General features: G+C 73.7%; 13 protein-coding genes. 4 read left to right on the top strand and 9 right to left on the bottom strand.

Translation table 11 applies throughout. From position 1 onward, the window contains the following. Window position 1: 1 nt before the first annotated feature. The gene (locus A6A27_RS15850; protein WP_073835438.1) at window positions 2-1,285 is read right to left on the bottom strand and encodes an outer membrane protein assembly factor BamB family protein; all 1,284 of its coding nucleotides are present in this window, start codon (window positions 1,283-1,285) and stop codon (window positions 2-4) included. Window positions 1,286-1,377: 92 nt separating this feature from the next. Between A6A27_RS15850 and A6A27_RS15845 the strand changes: the two genes are divergently transcribed. Next, window positions 1,378-3,234 carry a hypothetical protein gene (locus A6A27_RS15845; protein ID WP_073835385.1) on the top strand — a complete coding sequence of 619 codons (1,857 nt, stop codon included), beginning with the start codon at window positions 1,378-1,380 and terminating at the stop codon, window positions 3,232-3,234. Window positions 3,235-3,256: 22 nt separating this feature from the next. Here A6A27_RS15845 and A6A27_RS15840 read toward each other — a convergent pair whose 3' ends face one another. Further along, window positions 3,257-5,044: a hypothetical protein gene (locus tag A6A27_RS15840; protein WP_073835384.1), complete on the bottom strand. Its 1,788-nt coding sequence runs from the start codon at window positions 5,042-5,044 to the stop codon at window positions 3,257-3,259. Next, complete coding sequence (locus A6A27_RS15835; protein ID WP_073835383.1) at window positions 5,002-6,873, bottom strand: hypothetical protein; 1,872 nt, start codon at window positions 6,871-6,873, stop codon at window positions 5,002-5,004. The genes A6A27_RS15840 and A6A27_RS15835 overlap by 43 nt, the downstream gene beginning before the upstream one ends. A gap of 160 nt (window positions 6,874-7,033) precedes the next feature. Between A6A27_RS15835 and A6A27_RS15830 the strand changes: the two genes are divergently transcribed. Beyond that, the gene (locus A6A27_RS15830; RefSeq protein WP_073835437.1) at window positions 7,034-8,227 is read left to right on the top strand and encodes a hypothetical protein; all 1,194 of its coding nucleotides are present in this window, start codon (window positions 7,034-7,036) and stop codon (window positions 8,225-8,227) included. A 67-nt stretch (window positions 8,228-8,294) separates the two neighbouring features. On the opposite strand, the gene uppS is transcribed toward A6A27_RS15830, so the two are convergent. From uppS to A6A27_RS15810, 4 genes are all read right to left on the bottom strand, one after another. Continuing rightward, window positions 8,295-9,077 (bottom strand): polyprenyl diphosphate synthase, encoded by a 783-nt coding sequence (uppS, locus tag A6A27_RS15825; protein ID WP_083672631.1) that lies wholly within the window; start codon window positions 9,075-9,077, stop codon window positions 8,295-8,297. 162 nt (window positions 9,078-9,239) lie between these two features. Continuing rightward, a complete protein-coding gene (dxs, locus tag A6A27_RS15820) occupies window positions 9,240-11,186 on the bottom strand; it encodes a 1-deoxy-D-xylulose-5-phosphate synthase (RefSeq protein ID WP_073835381.1) in 1,947 nt (648 codons plus the stop codon). 118 nt (window positions 11,187-11,304) lie between these two features. Next, window positions 11,305-12,546: a class I SAM-dependent RNA methyltransferase gene (locus tag A6A27_RS15815; protein ID WP_073835380.1), complete on the bottom strand. Its 1,242-nt coding sequence runs from the start codon at window positions 12,544-12,546 to the stop codon at window positions 11,305-11,307. Continuing rightward, the gene (locus tag A6A27_RS15810) at window positions 12,543-14,597 is read right to left on the bottom strand and encodes an APC family permease (protein WP_073835379.1); all 2,055 of its coding nucleotides are present in this window, start codon (window positions 14,595-14,597) and stop codon (window positions 12,543-12,545) included. Before A6A27_RS15810 ends, A6A27_RS15815 begins: the two co-directional genes overlap by 4 nt. Window positions 14,598-14,755: 158 nt before the next feature. Between A6A27_RS15810 and A6A27_RS15805 the strand changes: the two genes are divergently transcribed. After that, window positions 14,756-15,421 carry a potassium channel family protein gene (locus tag A6A27_RS15805; protein WP_073835378.1) on the top strand — a complete coding sequence of 222 codons (666 nt, stop codon included), beginning with the start codon at window positions 14,756-14,758 and terminating at the stop codon, window positions 15,419-15,421. Between the two features lie 3 nt (window positions 15,422-15,424). After that, the gene (locus A6A27_RS15800) at window positions 15,425-16,114 is read left to right on the top strand and encodes a potassium channel family protein (RefSeq protein WP_073835377.1); all 690 of its coding nucleotides are present in this window, start codon (window positions 15,425-15,427) and stop codon (window positions 16,112-16,114) included. A 48-nt stretch (window positions 16,115-16,162) separates the two neighbouring features. Here the strand turns inward: A6A27_RS15800 and A6A27_RS15795 are convergent, their stop codons facing one another. Next, on the bottom strand, window positions 16,163-16,846 hold the full coding sequence (locus A6A27_RS15795) for a DUF3159 domain-containing protein (RefSeq protein ID WP_073835376.1): 684 nt from the start codon (window positions 16,844-16,846) through the stop codon (window positions 16,163-16,165). Next, entirely contained in the window at window positions 16,843-17,223 is a 381-nt protein-coding gene (locus A6A27_RS15790; RefSeq protein WP_073835436.1) for an OB-fold nucleic acid binding domain-containing protein, read from the bottom strand. The genes A6A27_RS15795 and A6A27_RS15790 overlap by 4 nt, the downstream gene beginning before the upstream one ends. Window positions 17,224-17,363 lie beyond the last annotated feature (140 nt).

Below are 17,363 nucleotides of genomic sequence, written 5' to 3'. Positions count from 1 at the left end.
GTCAGGGCAGCCGCCACACCCCGAACCCACCGGCGCTGCGCCGGCAGACCAGCACCCGCCGGCCGTTCCGGCAGTCGCCGAGCACGTCGGGCAGCGCGTCGAACACCCTCGCCCGGGCGGCCGCCACGTCCAGCTCCGCCACGAGCAGTCGCCCGTCCCCACCCCGCCGGACGCCGATCAGCGGGTCGCCCGGTTCGTGCCAGCTCGCCAGTTCCCAACTGCCGAGGTCGGCGACCGGCTGGCCGGTCGCCGCGTCGGCCACCACGAACCGGGGCCCGCCAGGGTCGTCCGAGCCGACCAGGAACCGGCCCTGCTCCGCCCACAGCACCGCCTGCCAGCGCGGATTGCTCCACCGCACGGCGCCGGTCGCCGGGTCGAGCACCCACATCCCCCCGGTCTGCCGGTAGGCGCAGAGCAAGTCGCCGCAGTCGGTCAGATAGCCGACCTGGGCGAGCCGGGCCGTCCAGCGCTGGTCCAACCGATCCAGGCCGTAGCCGGTCACCGTGCCGCCGTTGTCACCGATCACCAGCAGCAGGTCGCCGACGATCTGGTTCCGCTGCCAGCTCGGCAGCTGACCGGGGCGGATGTTGCGGGCGGCCAGCAGGGAACCGCTGGCGGGGTCGCGCACCTCGACCTCGCCCGAGGGCGCCACCAGCACGATCCGGTCCACGCCGTCGGGGCCGAAGCGCAGGTTGGGGCCGTCCAGCGGGGTGGGCACCGACCACAGCGTCCGGCCGGACGCCGCGTCAACCCGGCGCAGCGAGCCCGCGCCGGAAACGTCGAGGTTCTGGAGGAGCACGCCGTCGCCCGCCGGGTAGCTGGCCCCGGGTTGCTGCCAGCCCGACCGGCCGGTGCCGGCGTCGAGGGCGGTCGTCCGGAACACGCCCTCGGGGCCGCCCACCGGGCGGCCGCTGACCAGCACCGTCCCGCCCTGCTGCAGCAGCCACACGTCGCCGCCGCCGGCCGGGAGCGAGGTGCGCCACAGGACGGCGGGCGGCCCCTGCGCCGGGATCCGGTACGCCACCAGCAGCCGCCCCGTACCCTGCTGCGGGTCCAGCGGATCCACCACGTAGAGGCGGTCGGCCGCCAGGAAGACGTCCGCGCCGAGCCGGGCCGGCACGATGGCCACCACGCGCTCCGGGCGCGGGGCTCCGCCGGCGACCACCCACAGGACGGCCAACAGCACGGCCAGCACCCGGTACGGCCGGCCGACGGCGCGCGGCGGGCGAGGCGGCGGTTCCGGCGCCGGGTCGCGGCGGAGCTCGCCCAGATCGATGACCGTCACGATCACCCCTTCCCGGGCAGCCGCCCGGCGCACCAGCGCCGGGCGTACCGGCCGGCCGGGGTGACGCCGGGTCGCCTGTACGATGGCCCGTCGTGGCTGTGCCGGTGGTAGACCCCTCGCTGAACCCCTCGCCCGTCGCGGTCGAGGCGGTCCCGCCACGCCGGCCGCGACGCCGGCCGGCCCGCGCCGACGTGCTGGCCATCGGAGCCTATGCGTTGCTCGGGGTTCTCGTCTGCCTCAACTACTGGGGGGACGTGCAGCACCGGGTCTCCTCGCACCTGCCGACGGACCACAGCTGGTTCGAGTGGCTCTTCGCGCACGGCGCCTACTCGTTGCGTCACCTGGAGAATCCGCTCTTCACCGCCCGGCAGAACGCCCCGGACGGGGTGAACATGATGGCGAACACCTCGCTGCTCGGGGTCACCCTGCCGCTCGCGCCGCTCACCCTGCTCCTCGGCCCGCAGGTGATGTACGCGCTCTACCTGGGCGCGGCCCTCTCGGCGACCGCGGCCACCTCGTACTGGATGCTCTCCCGGCACCTGGTCCGCTCCCGCGCGGCGGCCTTCGTCGGCGGGGTGTTCCTCGGCTTCGCCCCCGGCATCGTGCACCACGCCAACGGGCAGCCGAACTTCGTCTCCAACTTCCTGCTGCCGCTGATCGTGGCCCGGGTGCTGCGCCTCGGCGAGCCGGGCCGCCGGCTGCGCAACGGCGTCGCGTTGGGGCTGCTGGTGGCGTACCAGATCTTCATCAACGAGGAGATGCTGCTGCTGACCGCGCTGGCCTGCCTGGTCATCGTGGTGGCGTACGTGGTGCAGCGGCCACGCGCGGCGCGGGAGCGGGCGGCGACGTTCCTCGGCGCGCTCGGCGTGGGCGGCGGCCTGGCCCTGCTGCTGACCGCCTACCCGATCTGGTTCCAGTTCAACGGGCCGCAGTCCTACCGGGGCCTGCAGGGCGGGGTCTTCCACAACTGGGGCGAGGACCTGATGGCCTTCGTCACCTTCGCCCGGGACACGGTGGCCGGTGACGAGGCGGTCGAGCAGACCATCGGGCTGACCGAGCAGAACACCTGGTTCGGCTGGCCGCTGGTACTGGTCGCCCTGGTCGCCCTGGTGCTGCTGGTACGCCGGTCGCTGCCGGCCCGGATCGTCGCCGTGCTGGTGGTGGTCTTCGCGGTCGCCGCGATCGGCCCGAAGGTGCGCTTCGACGGGGTCGAGACCACTGTCGACGGCCCCTGGGCGTTCGTGCCGGACGACCTGCCGCTGGTCGAGATGATGATGCCGACCCGGCTGGCCCTGGTGGTGGCCGGCGCCGTCGGCGTGCTGCTCGCGCTGGCCTGGAACGCCCTGGCCGGGGCCGGCCGCCCGCCGGTGCCGAGGCCGCGCGCCGGGGCGGCCACCGGGACGCCGCCGGCCGCCGGCCCGCGTCGCCGCTGGCTGCGCGGCATCGGGTACGCGGCGATCGTGGCGGCCCTGCTGCCGCTCTTCCCGCGCCCGCTGCCGGCCGAGCGGATCGACCCGCCGCCGCACTTCATCACCGCGGGCGGCTGGCGGCCGTACGTGCCGGGCGGCCGGACGCTGGTCCCGGTGCCGATCCCGAGCAACGTGCACGGCCTGTCCACCCTGCGCTGGAGCGCGCTGACCGGGCAGGAGTTCCCCATCCCCGCCGGCTACTTCATCGGCCCGAACGAGAACGGTGCGGGGGTCTTCGGCGCGCCGAACCGGCCGACCAGCACGCTCATCTACACCACCATGGACGCGAACAAGGTCCCCGCGATCACCGCGGAGCACCGCCGTCAGGCGGTCGAGGACCTGCGCTTCTGGAAGGCGTCGGTGGTGGTCCTCGGCGCGAACCCGCGCGAGGCGGTGCTGCGCGACCTGATGACCGCGCTGCTCGGGCCGCCGCAACGGATCGACGACGTCTGGCTCTGGGACGTCCGCGACCGGCTCTGAACCGACCTCGCCATGCTCCCGGTCAGCCGACCAGGGGGCGGACGTCCCAGACGTACGCGCCGGCCACGTCGCGGCCCGGGCCGACGAGGGCGTCCACCGTGGTCCGGACCGGGTCGCCCGGGAACGAGCCGGCCTGCACCAGCACCGCCGCCCGCCAGTGCCGCAGGTCCGCGACCGCCTGGCGGCGCTCGGCGGCGCCCACCGGCGGCACCTGACCGGTCTCGGCGGCCCGCCGCAGCAGCAACGAGGTGGGGCGGTCCGGGGCGCCCCAGTGGGCGGTCGGGTCGTCCGCGCTCCGGGGCCCGATGAAGTAGCCTCCCGGCGCGTGGAACGCCAGCCCGGTGCGGGCCGACCAGAAGGTGGCCGGGCTCTTCGCCGCACCGGTCACCGGCGGCACCGGCACCAGCGTCCGGCCCGGCGGGACGTACGCCCGCCAGCTGCCGTCGGCGACGAAGGCCGGCACCGGCACCACCGGCACGGTCCGGATCGGGGTGGGGACCAGCGGCAGCAGGGCGGCGGCGACCGCCCCGGCCCAGGGTGCCCAGGTCCGGGCCGACCGGTGGCGGAGCCGGTCCAGCGCGAGGGCCAGCAGCACCCCGAGGACCGGTACGCAGACCAGCGCGAACCGGGCCGGCACCACCAGGTCGAGCAGCGGCACCCCGGCGACCAGCCGGTACGGCCCGGGCAGCCCGGTGTCGTTCCGGTTCACCACGATCGTGGTACCGAGGGAGAGCAGAGCGAACAGCAGCCCGCAGACGGCGAGGGCGCGGACCAGCGGCCGCCGCCACAGCCGGACCACCACCAGCAGGGCGAGCAGCGGCAGGAACGGCCCGAAGAAGGAGGTCTGCTCGGTGGCGTTCGGCGCCAGCAGGCGCGAGTGACGGTCGTCCCCGGCCACGCTCTGCCGGGCCCCCGCGGTGAACGAGGCGACGTCCAGCCGGTAGCCCTGGGCGAAGAACGGCATCCCCGCGTAGTGGCCCGGGCCGCGGAACTGGAACCACAGCGGGTACGCCAGCAGGGCCCCCGCCACCAGCGCACCGACCCCGAGCCGGCGCAGCACCACGGGTGCCAGCCGGCGCGCGGCCGCCCGGTCGGCCAGCGCGTACGCCCCGGCGACAACCCCGGCGGCCAGCGCCACGAAGACCAGCACCTCCTCGCCGAGGAAGACCTGGTAGGCGACGGCCAGCCCGAGCAGCACCCCGTCCCGGCGTACCCGGTCGGTGGCCGGGCGGAACACCAGCGCGAGGATCACCGGGACCAGGAACTGGGCGGCCATGTGCAGGTGCGCCCCGGCCTGCGACACCATGCCGGGCGCGAACCCGCAGAACAGCCCACCCAGTGCCGCGGCGGCCCGGGACCGGACCAGCCGGCGGGCCAGCAGCGCGTACCAGGCGGTGGCGGTGCCGGCGAGGCAGGCGACCACGGCGACGAGGAAGGCCGCCTGGGAGCCGAGCAGCAGGGTGATCGGGGTGAGCGGCAGGCCCAGCCCGAGCACCGAGGTGTTTGCCATCAGGTTCACCCCGTCCGGGGCGTTCAGCGCGGTGCTGTGCAGCGGGTTCTCCCCCGCGGTCACCGCCCGGGCCGCCCGGGCCAGCATCCACTCGAAGAGCATCTGGTCGCCGGCCTGGTGGAACAGCCGCTCCGGCCGCCGCCACTGGTCGCCGGTGAGCAGGATGGCCAGGCTGAGGTAGCCGACGACCACCAGGGCGTCGCCCAGGCGGAGACGCCGACGCCGCGACCGGGCCGCCGGCGGGTCCGGCGGGGCGGTCAGGCCGACCGGCTGGTCAGTGTCCGGACGTCCCACAACCACACGTCCAGCTCCTGCCGGGCCGGCCCGATCAGCTGCTCGACGGTCTGCCGCAGCGGGTCGGCGTTCGGCTGGTCGAGCGGCAGCACCACGACGGCGGCCCGCCAGTGCCGCAGCTCGTCCAGGAAGCGCCGGCGCTGCCGGTCGTCGAGTTCCGGCGTACGGCCGGTGGCGGCGACCTCCGCGAGCAGGTCGCCGATGCCGCTGGGCCGACCGCCGAAGCGGCCCGGGTCGCCGGTGACCCCGTTACGTGGGGCGAGGAAGTATCCGCCGGGGATCTTGAAGGCCAGGTCGGTGCTGGCCGCCCAGCGCATCGGGTTGGTGTTGCCCATGCTCGGCACCGGCACCGACACGAGCGTCTGGTCCGGGCCGACGTACCGCCGCCACCGGTCGGCGGTGATGAACCGGGGCACCTCCGGCCGGGTGGTGACCTCCAACGGCATCGGCGCGATGGGCAGCAGCGCCAGCACCAGACCGGCGACCGTCAGGGTCCGTACGGTCCGGTGTTCGGCGGTCCGCAGCGACCAGGCCCGCTCCACGGCGAGGGCCAGCAGGATCCCGATGACCACGGTGGTGATCAGGCCGAACCGGGTCGGCACCACCGCGTCGAGCAGCGGCAGCCGAACCAGCAGCTCCCACGGGCCGGTGAACAGCTCCCGGTCCCACCAGGACACCCGCTCACCGAGGGAGAGCACCGCGAAGAACAGCCCGGTCACCGCGAGCGCCCGGACGATCACCTCCCGGCGGAGCCAGACCACGATGCCGACGGCCAGCAGGGACAGGCTCCAGCCGAAGAAGGCGTTCTCCTCTGAGTAGTTCGGGGCGAGGTTGACGTTCGCCCGCTCGTGGCCGCCCAGCGTGGGCGAGCCGGGGGCGAAGAACGAGGCGATGTCGTTGCCGTAGTCGCGGACCGCGTCGCTGAGCCCGTGGTACGCCATCGGCCCGGCGAACTGGACCCAGAGCGGGTACGCCAGCAGCGACCCGGCGAGCACCGCGCAGACCGCCAGCCCGGTCCCCAGGGGACGCCACGCCGCGGCCCACCGCTCCCGCTGCTGCGCGACCACCGCCAGCAGGAACACGCCGCAGGCCAGCGCGGTGAAGAGCAGGATCTCCTCGTTGATGAACGCCTGCGCGGTGACCAGCAGGGCGAGCAGCGCACCGTCGCGGACCGGGCGGGTGGAGCGGGTCAGTACCAGCACCCGCCAGACGATGAACGGCAGCAGGAACTGGGAGATGATGTTGGGGTGCCAGTTGGCGTGCGACAGCATCGCCGGTGAGAACCCGCAGAACCAGCCGCCCACGGCGGCGGCCAGCCGGGTACGCACCACGTGCCGGGAGAGCACCCGGTACCAGGCGGCGGCCGTGCCGGCCAGGCCGAGTGTCACCAGCGTGATGAAGGAGACCGACGGTCCGAACAGGACGGTGATCGGCACCATCGGGATGCCGAGGGCCAGGATGGCGGTGTTCGCCATCAGGTTGACCCCGTCCGGGTAGTTGAACTGGTCGGTGTAGAACGGGAACTCGCCGTGCAGCACGACGCGTACCGAGTGGGCGAGGAAGAACTGCACCTGTGCCGGGTCGCTGCTGTAGAGGGCGGCCACCCGGCCGGCCGGGTCGACCCAGATCCGGCTGGTCACCCAGAGCGCGGCTAGCAGGAAGATGCCGTACATGGCGAGGTCCTGCCGGCGGGGCGTCCAGCGTGGGCGCGGCCGGGCGACCGGCCGGCCGTTGCCGGGGGCGGGGTCGGGCGGGGCCATGGTGGTGACGGAGGCGGAGCCCGTCGGGGCGTCGGCGTCCGCTGGCGAGTCGCCACGGGGCTCGGCAGGCGTCACAGTCGGCGGAGTCTACCGGAGCCGGAAATGGCCACGAAACGCACACCACCGTCCACTGTGGCGGGCGTCCAAAGGGGTGAGCCGGGCGCGGCCGGACGGCCGGGCGTCTCGTACCATGTGGCTCGCAAACACGACCAACGACGCGATCGGGGGCGTACAGGTGGCTTCAGTCCGCCGACGCGGCACGGTGGCCACCGCGCTGCTGACCCTGCTGCTGGCCGCACCCGGGTGCGGGCCCGTCGCCGGGCGCCAGTCGGCGGACCTGCGGGTCGGCTACGACAGCCTGGACGGGCCGCTGACCGTCTGGCCGGCGCGCGGCAGCCTGGCCGGCGACGCCACCGCGACCGCCGCGATCAGCGCGGCCGTAAGGGACTGGCGCTCGCCGGTCAACGACCGGGCGCACCTGCCCACCTCCGGCATCCTCTACTCCGGTGAGGTGGCCGGGTCAGCGCTCGCCCTGGTCGCCGCCGACGTGCCCGGCGAGAGCGCGTCCTGGCTGCTGCAGCTCGACCGCGCCGAGGACCACTGGCGGGTCGCCCACGCCACCGAGTACACCGACCCCGGCTACCTGGTCTACTCGGATGTGCTGCCGGTGCGGCTCCCGCAGGGCCGGCGCTACCTCACCTCGGCCCGGGTGGAGCGGCTGCTCGGGCCGGACGGCCGCGCGCTGGCCAGCATGGACGGCCTCACCGAGCCGCTCGCCGTGCCGGCCTGCCAGGCCGTGGAGCTGACCGCGGCGCTGCGCCCCACCCGGTCGCTGCCGCGCGGCCGGGCCGCCGACCGCGTCCTCGACCTGGGTACGGCCACCGCCGACCCCCGCTATCCCCTGGTACGTGACGAGACCGGCACCGGCAAGCGAGCCCTGGCCGGGCTGGACACCTGCGTTCTCGCCGAAACCACCGGACCGTTCGGCAGCGTGCCGCGCCGCATCGGCGATCGGCTGGCGCCCCGCTCCGCGCCGGAGTCCTGGCCGATGGCGAAGGTCGCCGTCCGGTCGCTGGGCGAGGTGGCGCTGGCCGGCGGCGAGCCGGGCGACCTGCAGCAGCTCACCTGGGAGAGCGCCACCGGCACGATGACCGCGCTGGTCTACCGCCCCGGCGACGGCGGCGCCCCGGTGGTCTCCGCCGCCGACCGGTCCACCACCCTGCAGGCGTACCACCTGCCGATGCCGGGCCAGCCGCTCGCGGCGCTGACCTGGCGGGCCAGCCGGGACACCTCGTTCGCCGCCCCGCCCGGGGCGTCGCGCCTGGTCGACCGGCCGGGCCTGGTCGTGATGCCGCAGCCGGGCTCTCGTCAGACGTTCAGCCTGGCTGGCACTGACAAGACCTGGTACCGCTCCGTGGGCGGACGCTGACCTTCGCGCCCCGAGCGCCACCCTGGGCCACACGCCCGTACTCCCGGGTTGCCGGCTCTCGTGATGATCATCCGCCGAATCGCCGGCTGCGTGCCGCGTAGGAACGCAGGGCGCGAAGGAAGTCGACCTTCCGGAAGCCGGGCCAGTACACGTCGCAGAAGTACAACTCGGAGTAGGCGGCCTGCCAGAGCAGGAAGCCCGACATCCGGCGTTCTCCACTCGTGCGGATGACGAGATCCGGGTCGGGCTGGCCGCCGGTGTACAGGTGCGCCGCGATGTCCTCGGCGGTCAGGCGCTGCGCGACGTCATCGACGGTAGCGCCGGTCTGCGCCTCCTCCTCCAGCAGCGAACGGACCGCGTTGACGATTTCTTCGCGGCCGTCGTAGCCGACGGCCACGGTGAGATGGAAGTTGCCGCCGCGCGCACCGGTCGCCTCCTCGGCCAGCTTCAGTGCGTGGCGCGTCGAGTCGGGCAGCACGTCCGGGCGACCGGCCACATGAAGCTGCCACGGGTTGCCCGGCCGCAGCAGTGGCTCCGCCACCACCTCCTCGATCATCCGCATCAGGTGCTCCACCTCGTCGGAGGCCCGCTTACGTACGTTGTCGACAGAGGCGACGAACAGGGTGACGTGCTGAATGCTCAACTCGGCGCACCAACTCAGCACCTCGTGCATGTGCTCCGCCCCGTACCGGTGCCCCAGTCGTGGGTCGTCGAAGCCCATCTGCCTGGCCCACCGCCGGTTCCCGTCCATCGCCATGGCAACGTGCCGAGGCAGTGAGACGTCGGCCAACTGCGCTCGCAGGCGGCGGGCGTACAGCTGATAGGCCATGCGACGAACGGGCTCGATCATGACCAGATGAAACCACGCGACGGCCCCTGCTGCCCGTGCACCTCCGGGTCGCGCTGCAATCTTGGTAGGAAATGGCTCCTCCAGGGGCCACTTCCTACCAAGATCTTCCCTAGCTGCGACGGGTGGCCTTGCTGCTGCAGGGCCACCCACTCGCGTGCCGAGTCAGTTCTTGGCGGTGGCCTCGGAGGCGGCCGGCTCGACGGGCTGGGCGTCCAGGCCGGAGATCCAGCCGGTGACGTCGCGGGCCACGTTCTGCGCGGTCAGGCCCAGGTCGGCCAGGATCTGCGCCCGCGTGCCGTGCGGATGCCAGTCGGCCGGCACCCCCAGGTCCTTCAGCGGCACCCGGACGTCGGCGTCCCGCATGGCCTGGCCGAGCGCGTCGCCGACACCGCCGACCCGGACACCGTCCTCGACGGTGACCACGAGCCGGTGCGCGGCGGCCAGCTCGACCAGCTCGGCCGGGATCGGGCGGACCCAGCGCGGGTCCACCACGGTGACCCCGTAACCCTGCTCGGCCACCCGGGCGGCGACCTCCATGCCGAGCTGGCCGAAGGAGCCGACCGCGACGAGCAGCACGTCGGTACGCGCCGACTCGGCCAGCACGTCGACCGCACCCACCCGGCGCACGGCCGGCAGGTCGGCGGCCACCGTGCCGGTCGGGAAGCGGACGATGGTCGGGCCGTCGTCCACGGCGACCGCCTCGCGCAGCTCCTCGCGGAGGCTGCCGGCGTCGCGGGGCGCGGCGATCCGCAGGCCGGGCACCACGCCGAAGACGGACATGTCCCAGACGCCGTAGTGGCTCGGGCCGTCCGGGCCGGTGATGCCCGCCCGGTCCAGCACGAAGGTGACCGGCAGCTTGTGCATCGCCACGTCCAGCAGCACCTGGTCGAAGGCCCGGTTGAGGAACGTGGCGTAGACGGCCACCACCGGGTGCAGGCCGCCCATGGCGAGGCCGGCCGCCGACGTGGCGGCGTGCTGCTCGGCGATGCCCACGTCGTACACCCGCTTCGGGTGCTTGCGGGCCAGCTTGGCGATCCCGGTCGGCTCGGCCATCGCGGCGGTGATGCCGACCACGTCCGGCCGCTCGTCGGCGATCTTGACCAGCTCGTCGGCGAAGACGTGGGTCCACTTCACCGAGGGCGCGGCGACCAGTTGACCCGTCTCGACGTCGAAGGCGCCGCCGGGGCCGTGCAGGCAGTCCGCCTCGTCCTCCTCGGCCGGGCGGTAGCCGTAGCCCTTGCGGGTGACCGCGTGCACTATCACCGGGCCGCCGAAGTTCTTCGCCGCGCGCAGTGCGGACTCGACCGCGGCGACATCGTGGCCGTCGACCGGGCCGACGTACTTGATGCCGAGATCCTCGAACATGGCCTGCGGCGCGACCGCGTCCTTGATGCCCTTCTTGACCGCGTGCAGCACCTCGTACATCGGCTTGCCGACCAGCGGGGTCGAGCCGAGGGCCTCCTTGACGGTGTCGAGCACCTTCTCGTAGCCGGGGTTGAGCCGCAGCGAGGAGAGGTGGTCGGCGAGGCCACCGATGGTCGGCGCGTACGACCGACCGTTGTCGTTCACCACGATCACCAGCGGGTTTCCGGCGGCGGCGATGTTGTTCAGCGCCTCCCAGCACATGCCGCCGGTCAGCGCGCCGTCGCCGACCACGGCGACCACGCTGCGCCGCTCGCCGCGCAGCGCGTACGCCTTGGCGAGCCCGTCGGCGTACGACAGGGCGGTGGAGGCGTGCGAGTTCTCGATCAGATCGTGCTCGCTCTCCGCCTGGCTGGGGTAGCCGGAGAGGCCGCCGCGCTGGCGGAGCTTGTCGAAGCCCTCCTGCCGGCCGGTGATGATCTTGTGCACATAGGCCTGGTGGCCGGTGTCGAACAGGAGCCGGTCCCGCGGCGAGTCGAAGACCCGGTGCATCGCCAGGGTCAGCTCCACCACACCGAGGTTGGGCCCGATGTGCCCGCCGGTGCGGGAGACCTTGGCGATCAGGAAGTCACGGATCTCGGCGGCGAGGATGTCCAGCTGCTCGGCGGTCATCCGCTTCACGTCCTGCGGACCCCGGACGGTGCCCAGCAGTCGGCCGTGGTTGGCCGTGCCCTCTTCAACACTCATGACCGAAGAGTCTATCGGCCGCCCGACAGCCCGCAGCTCGGCCGTGGATCACGGCAGCCGGATCGGGGGGTGCGAAGGCCCCCGCCGGCCGGCGGGAATCCTGACCCGCCGGCCTGGCTCAGGACGGCGGCAGGAGCAGGCCGACCAGCTCGACGTGCTGGGTCATCGGGAACAGGTCGAAGCCGCGCAGCGCGGCCAGCCGCCAGCCCAGGCCGGTGAAGGTGCGCACGTCCCGGGCGAAGGCGGCCGGGTCGCAGGCCACGTACGCCACCGCCCGCGGGCCGGCGGCCACGATGTCCCGCACCACCGGCGCGCCGGCGCCGGAGCGGGGCGGATCGAGGACCACCAGGTCGACCGGGCCGGTGACCCGGCGGCGGGCCAGCGCGGTCTCCACCCGGGCCGCGACCACCTCCACGGCAGGCAGGTCGGCCAGGTTCTCCCGGGCCGCGGCCACGCCCGGCTCGGCGGACTCGACCAAGGTGACCCGGGCCGTACCGACCCGGCCGGCGAGGGCCGCGGCGAACAGCCCGGCCCCGCCGTACAGGTCCCAGGCGGTCTCGCCGGGGCGCGGGTCGAGCAGGTCGAGGACCGCCCCGACCAGGGTGTCCGCCGCGGCCGGGTGAACCTGCCAGAAACCGGACGCGGGGAGCCGCCACTCCCGGCCGGCGGCCACCTCGCGGACCACCGCCGGACCGCGCACCGGGGTGGGCACCCCTTCGGCGTACGCCGTGACGCTGACGTCCCCGCCGGAGGCGGCGACCGTCTCGACCGCCTCCGCGTCCGGCCAGCGGGCCCCGGCGGGGGCGAGCACCGGCAGCTCCTGGATCGCCGGGTGCGCGATCAGGCAGCGGTCGATCGGCACCACCTCGTGCGAGCGGTGCTTGAGCAGCCCGGCCCGGCCGGCGCCGTCGACGGCGTACCGGACCCGGGAGCGCCAGCCCAGCGGCCCGCCGGGCAGCGCCTCGACCCGGACGCCGAGCGCCTCGACCTGCGGGTCGGTGAGGCCGCCGAGCCGGGTGAGCTGCTCGCGCACCACCGCGGTCTTCCAGTCGAGCTGGGCCTCGGGGGCGACGTGCTGGAGGTCGCAGCCGCCGCAGCGGCCCGGCTTCGCGTACGGGCAGGGTGGCTCTACCCGGTCCGGGGAGGCCGCCAGCACCTCGACCGCGTCGGCCCGGGCGAAGCCCCGGTGCAGCTCGGTCACCTCGGCGACCACCCGTTCCCCGGGCAGCGCGTGCCGGACGAAGACCACCTGGCCGTCGACCCGGGCCACGCAGTGCCCGCCCGGGGCGACCGCGGCCACGGTCAGTTCGACCCGCTCGGCCTCCTCCAGCCCGCGCCGCCCGTCGACTGGCGCCGTCACGCGCGGTCTCCGCTCTCGCCGGGCGGGGCGGGGGCCACCGGCGGGACAGTGGGTGGCAGGGTGCTGCGTGGGGCCACCCGGGGTCCCCGCGCCGGCCCGCGGCTGAGGTTGGCGTCCAGCCGGTCCAGGTTCTTGTTCGCGGTCGAGGCGAGCTGCCACGGCACGCTGGTCACCATCACCCCCGGCTCGAAGAGCAGCCGGCCCTTGAGCCGCAGCGCGCTCTGGTTGTGCAGCAGGTTCTCCCACCAGTGGCCCACCACGTACTCAGGAATGAAGACGGTGACCACGTCGCGGGGCGACTCGCGGCGGGTGGAGGCGACGAAGTTCAGGATCGGCCGCGTGATCTCCCGGTACGGGGAGTCGATCACGGTCAGCGGCACGGGCAGCTCCCGCCGCTCCCAGTCGGCCTGGAGGTTCCGGGTGTCCTTCTCGTCCACGTTCACGGTCACCGCGGTCAGCGTGTCCGGCCGGGTCGCCCGGGCGTACGCGATGGCCCGTAGCGTCGGCTGGTGCAGCTTGCTGACCAGCACGATGGCGTGGTTGCGGGCGGGCAGCACACCCCGGGTCTCGGTCGGTTCCAGCTCGGCGGCGACCCGGTCGTAGTGCCGGCGGATGGCCAGCATCAGCAGGTAGATCACCGCCATCGCGGCGATCGCGATCCAGGCGCCGAGCAGGAACTTGGTGATCAGCACGATGATCAGGACGGTGCCGGTGAGCGCCATGCCGAAGGCGTTGATCGCCCGGGACCGCACCATCCGGCGGCGCACCTCCGGGTCCCGCTCGGTGCGCAGGTGCCGGTTCCAGTGCCGGATCATGCCGGCTTGGGAGAGCGTGAACGAGACGAACACGCCGACGATGTAGAGCTGGATGAGCCGGGTCACCTCGGCCTGGAAGCCGACGATCAGCACCACCGCGAAGACGGCGAGGAAGACGATGCCGTTGGAGAAGGCCAGCCGGTCGCCGCGGGTGTGCAGCTGGCGGGGCAGGTAGCGGTCCTGGGCCAGGATCGAGCCGAGCACCGGGAAGCCGTTGAAGGCGGTGTTGGCGGCCAGGAACAGGATCAGCGCGGTCATCCCGGCGACCACGTAGAGCAGCACCCCGTTGCCGAAGACCGCCTCGCCGAGCTGGGCGGTGACGGTCTTCTGCACGTACCCGGGCGGGCCGGAGACGATCTGGCTCGGGGACTCGACGAACTGCAGGCCGGTCAGCCGGGCCAGCCAGATGATGCCGAACAGCATGCTCACCGCAATCACGCCGAGCAGCAGCAGGGTGGTGGCCGCGTTGCGACTCTTCGGCGCCTTGAACGCCGGCACCCCGTTGGAGATCGCCTCCACACCGGTGAGCGCGGCGCTGCCCGAGGAGAAGGTCCGCAACAGCAGGAAGATCAGGGCGAAACCGGTGACGCTGTGCTCCGCCTGGATCTCCAGGCCGGCGCTGGGCGCGCGCAGCTCGTCGCCGAGGATGAAGATCCGGACCAGGCCGGTGAGCAGCATGCCGCCGATCACGATCACGAAGCCGTAGGTGGGGATGGCGAACGCCGTGCCGGACTCGCGCAGGCCGCGCAGGTTCATCGCGGTGAGCAGCGCCACCGCGATGACCGCGATCAGCACCTTGTGGGTGGCCACGAACGGGAGCACGGAGCCGAGGTTGGCCACCCCGGAGGAGATCGAGACCGCGACCGTGAGCACGTAGTCGACCAGCAGCGCGCTGGCCACCGCCAGGCCGGCGCGCGGGCCGAGGTTGACCGTGGCCACCTCGTAGTCGCCACCGCCGGAGGGGTAGGCGTGCACGTTCTGCCGGTAGCTCGCCACGACGGTGAGCATCACCACGACGACCGCGAGCGCGATCCACGGCGAGAAGAAGAACGCCGACGCGCCGGCGATGGAGAGCGTCAGGAGGATCTCGTCGGGCGCGTACGCGACGCTGGAGAGCGCGTCCGAGGCGAATACCGGCAGCGCGATGCGCTTCGGCAGCAGGGTGTGCTGGAGGCGGTCGGACCGGAACGGTCGACCGACGAGGAGTCGCTTCAGCAGCGAGGTGGGTCTGGCCACAACCGCCAAGGGTACGACCAGTCCAGGGAATGCGGTGGGGTGGCTGATCACACCTCGCGCAGGTCCGCGCGGTACGGTCGGCTCCCCGCCGGCAACGGGGACGTGGCAGGCTCGCAGTCGACGGGTCCACCGGGCGGACCGTGGGAGGAGCGGACACCGTGCATGTCGTGATCATGGGCTGCGGCCGGGTCGGGTCGACCCTCGCCCACAGCCTGGAGTCCCGGGGGCACTCGGTGGCGGTGATCGACCAGGACGCGGACGCGTTCCGGCGCCTCGGCCCCGACTTCGCCGGCATCACCGTCACCGGCGCCGGCTTCGACGGCGAGGTGCTGCGCCAGGCCGGCATCGAGCGCGCCGACGCCTTCGCGGCGGTCTCCAGCGGCGACAACTCCAACATCATCTCGGCCCGGCTGGCCCGGGAGACGTTCGGCGTCTCCCGGGTGGCCGCCCGCATCTACGACCAGCGCCGGGCACAGGTCTACGAGCGCCTGGGCATCCCCACCGTCGCCACCGTCCGGTGGACGGCTGACCGGATGCTGCGGCATCTGGTCCCCGAGGGCAACGTCGAGATCTTCCGCGACCCGACGAGCACCGTGTCGATCATCGAGGTGCCGGTGCACAAGGACTGGATCGGCCGGTCGCTGCGGGAGCTGGAGGAGGCTGTCGGGGCCCGGGTCGCGTACCTGATCCGGTTCGGGATCGGCACGCTGCCCACCGCCTCCACCGTGGTGCAGGAGGGCGACCAGGTCTTCATGCTGGTGACCGACGACATCATCCCGTCGGTCACCTCGGTGGCGGCCGCGCCGCCGGAAGGGGGGCACTGAGCCATGCGCATCGCCATCGCCGGCGCGGGCAACGTGGGCCGGTCCATCGCCCAGGAGCTGATCGACAACGGGCACCAGGTGATGCTGATCGAGCGGCAGCCCAAGATGCTCCGGCCGGACCGGGTGCCGGCCGCCGAGTGGGTGCTCGCCGACGCCTGCGAGCTGGCCAGCCTGGAGGAGGCCAACATCGCCGGCTGCGAGGTGGTGGTGGCCGCCACCGGTGACGACAAGGTCAACCTGGTGGTGTCGCTGCTGGCCAAGACCGAGTTCGCGGTGCCCCGCGTGGTCGCCCGGGTCAACCGGGCGGAGAACGAGTGGCTGTTCACCGAGCAGTGGGGCGTCGACGTCGCGGTGAGCAAGCCGCGGGTGATGGCCGCCCTGGTGGAGGAGGCGGTCACGGTCGGCGACCTGGTCCGGCTGATGACCTTCCGGCAGGGCGAGGCGAACCTGGTCGAGATCACCCTGCCGCCCACCGCGCCGTACGTCGGTGAGCCGATCCACGCCGTGCCGATCCCCCGCGACGCGGCGCTGGTGGCGATCCTGCGCGGCAAGCGGGTGCTGGTGCCCAGCCCGGACGACCCCATCGAGGCCGGCGACGAGCTGGTCTTCGTGTGCACGGCCGCGGTGGAGGACGAGGTCCGGGCGGTGATCCTCGGGCCGGACAGCGTCGAGCGCACCCGCGACGGCGCCTGACGGCAGCCGTTCGGTCCCGCCGGCCGGGATTCGGTACGGCCGGCGGGCTCAGGCGCCCGGCAGCGGCGTCCGCGTGGTCTCCCGGGTCACCCGGCGCACCACCCAGACGGTGATCAGCAGCAGCAGCGCGTACGGCGGGTAGCCCAGGGCGAGCCGGGCCACGCCCAGCAGGGTGTCCTGGTGGGCCAGGTAGAGCCCCGCCTGCACGCCCACCTTGGCCAGCCACACCACGCCCCAGAGCACGGTCAGCTGGGTGAAGGTGCGCACCAGCCGCGGGTCGTCCCGCCACTCCGAGCGGCCCCTGGCGACCAGCACCGACCAGATCCAGCCCACCAGCGGCTGTTTGATGGCGGCCGACAGCAGCAGGGCCAGCCCGTAGCCGATCCCGTAGAGGATGCCGGGGAGGTAGAAGTCCCGCTCGTCGCCGGTCCGCCAGGCGATGGCGGCGCCGATGGCGATGCCGACCAGCCCGTTGACCGCGTGCCGGATCGGCCGGCGCTGGGCCAGGCGCAGCCCGGCGATCAGCAGCGCCACCGCCACCGAGGCGATCACCGCGGGGCGCAGCTCGCCCAGCACGTTGGCGATCACGAAGACCACCACGGGGATGCTCGACTCGACGAGGCCCCGCCAGCCGCCGAGCTGGTCGGCCATCTGCTCGGCGAGACTGGGCAGGCGCTCGTCGTCCTCCGGCCCGAGTTCCGGCCCGGCGGACCGATGCTGTCCGGTCGTCACTTCGGCGACTCCAGCTCGTAGTACGGGTTGTAGATCACCTTGCGGTCATCCCGGACGGCCAGCCGGCCACGGGCGGTGAGGTGCCGACCCGGCTCGATGCCGGCGATGTGCCGCCGGCCCAGCCAGACCAGGGTGACCACGTCGCTGCCGTCGTAGAGGTCGGCCTCCAGCGTTGGCAGGTTGGTCCGGGGCGTGTAGACCACCGTGCGGAGCCGCCCGTTGATCGACACCACCTGGCCCCGCAGGCACTGCTGGGCCGGCATGCCGCCGGACTCCGCGCTCTCCCGGCGCAGCTCCTGCGCCTCGATCTCGGCCTCGCTCGCGGTGAGCCGATGCAGCAGCCGTCGCAGCGACACCCGGCTCTCGTCGGTCATCATGACCTCCGCGTCACCCTCTCCACGCTGGCCGGCCGCGCCGGCACTGGCTCGGCCCCGGGATGCGGAACCGTCCCGCCAGCGTACGCCGGTCCGGCCGGTCCGCGGAGCCGGCGTCCGCCGGATGGCGCCGGACACGCGAC

It is taken from the genome of Micromonospora sp. CB01531 (assembly GCF_001905095.1).
Classification (GTDB): domain Bacteria; phylum Actinomycetota; class Actinomycetes; order Mycobacteriales; family Micromonosporaceae; genus Micromonospora.
The sequence above is the reverse complement of the archived record's forward strand: the minus strand, read 5'-3'. Positions and strand labels throughout refer to the sequence as shown.